At 73.3% G+C, this 1,713-nt stretch carries 1 protein-coding gene; it reads left to right on the forward strand.

Annotation, left to right across the window (positions count from 1 at the left end; all coding sequences use genetic code 11):
• Positions 1 to 89 precede the first annotated feature (89 nt).
• Positions 90 to 1,478, forward strand: a complete 1,389-nt coding sequence (locus tag E4P41_RS21625; protein ID WP_135143246.1) for an IS110 family transposase — start codon at positions 90 to 92, stop codon at positions 1,476 to 1,478.
• Positions 1,479 to 1,713: the final 235 nt, after the last annotated feature.

Raw genomic sequence — 1,713 nt, forward strand, 5'->3', positions numbered from 1 at the left:
GTAGTAACTCCCTGAGCGGTTGAAGACCCAGGACATCCCCCTGGTGGGGTGAACGGGCTTGGTGTCCCAACCCCAACCAGGAGGATGTCGTGTCGAACCGTAGCTCTCGTCGGCTGTCTCGTGGAGATCGTCGCCGTAACGAGAAGCTGGCCCGGTTGCGGGCGGTGGTCACCCGCGACTCGGCGGTGCTGGCCTTCGATCTGGCCGCCGACAAGCAGGTCTGCGCGCTGACCGACCAGGACTCGCAGGTGCTCGCCCGGCGGACGATCAAGGCCAAGGCCTGGCAGCTGGCCGAGGCCGTGGCGTGGGGACTGGCGCGGGCGGCCGAGGCCGGTTTCACCTCGGTCGTGGTGGCGTGTGAGCCGACCGGTCACCGGTGGCGGGTGCTCGACCAGATCGCCGCCGAGCACGGCGTGCGGCTGGTGTGTGTGCAGCCGCTGCTGGTGCACCGGGCGCGGGAGGCCGAGGACTTCACCCGGAACAAGAACGACGACTCCGACGCGATGATCATCGCCCGGTTGGTCACCGAGCTGCGCTGCTATCTGCCCGAGCGGGCCGACCCGGACTGGGCGCGGCTGCGGCACCTGGGCGCCCGCCGCACCGGCCTGGTCACCGACGTCGGCGCGGCCCGTCAGCAGGTGCGTGACCTGCTCGAGTGCGCGTGGCCGGCGGCGCTGTCCGCGGCCGCCGACCCGCTGGAGTCCAAGAGCTGGCTGGCCGCGCTCACCGTCGCGCTCGACCTGGTCGGTGACAGCGGCGACCTCGCGGTGATCGGCCGACAGGGCTGGGAGGAGTTCGCTACCGCGGTTCGCCGGGAGCTGCCCAACCACGGCGCCAGCCGCTGGTACTCGGCGATCGTCCGCGCGGTGTTCGACGCCGTCACCGAGCCCGACTCCGCCGCCGTCGGCGTGCTGGGTCAGCGGGCCGGCGCGCTGGAGCGGGTCCGCTTCGCGCTGGCCGACCTGGCCCACGCCCGCGCCGAGATGGCCGTGGTCGAGGAACGGATGGTCGCCGTCCTCGATCAGCTCGGGCTGACCGACCTGCTGGCCAGCATCCCCGGGCTCTCGCCGGTCGGCGCCGCGACCATCCTGGCCGAGTCCGGCGATCCGGCCCGCTTCTCCAGCGCCCGCGCGCTGGTCAAGCACGCCGGACTGTGCCCCCGCGACAACGCCTCGGGCACCTACCAGGGCCGCACCGGCATCAGCGGCCGCGGCCGCCCCGAACTCCGGCTGGCCGCCTGGCGGGCGGTCTGGGGCGCGCTGCACCACAACCCGGTGCTGGCCGCCCGCCACGCCCACCTGGTCGGCCGCGCCGAACGACGGCTCACCACCACCCAGGCCCGGGTGGCGGTCGCCGGCAGCCTGCTGCGCCAACTGCACGCCGTCATCACCACCGGCGTTCCCTGGGATCCGGCCATCGCCGCCGGCCTCGACCGCACCGCCGCCCACGCAGAACAGGAGGCCGCGATCGCCGCCTGAGCGCGCCCGCTGACCACGGGCGGGGCGAGCCCGCATCGCCGTCGGGATCACATCCCGCAACTGACCATGGGCAGCCCCGCCCGTCTCCCCACCAAGCCCGGATGAAGGCTGTCGGGAACAACCCGCTTGAACGCTACGTAGGGCCGGGAGACGGGCGCAGGCACCGCCCACACGCACGCGCACACAACCCCAACGTCAAGATCAGCTCGACCGGACACCGGCGAGCCGATCACCC

The sequence above is a fragment of the Geodermatophilus sp. DF01-2 genome (genome assembly GCF_004571065.1).
GTDB lineage: Bacteria > Actinomycetota > Actinomycetes > Mycobacteriales > Geodermatophilaceae > Geodermatophilus.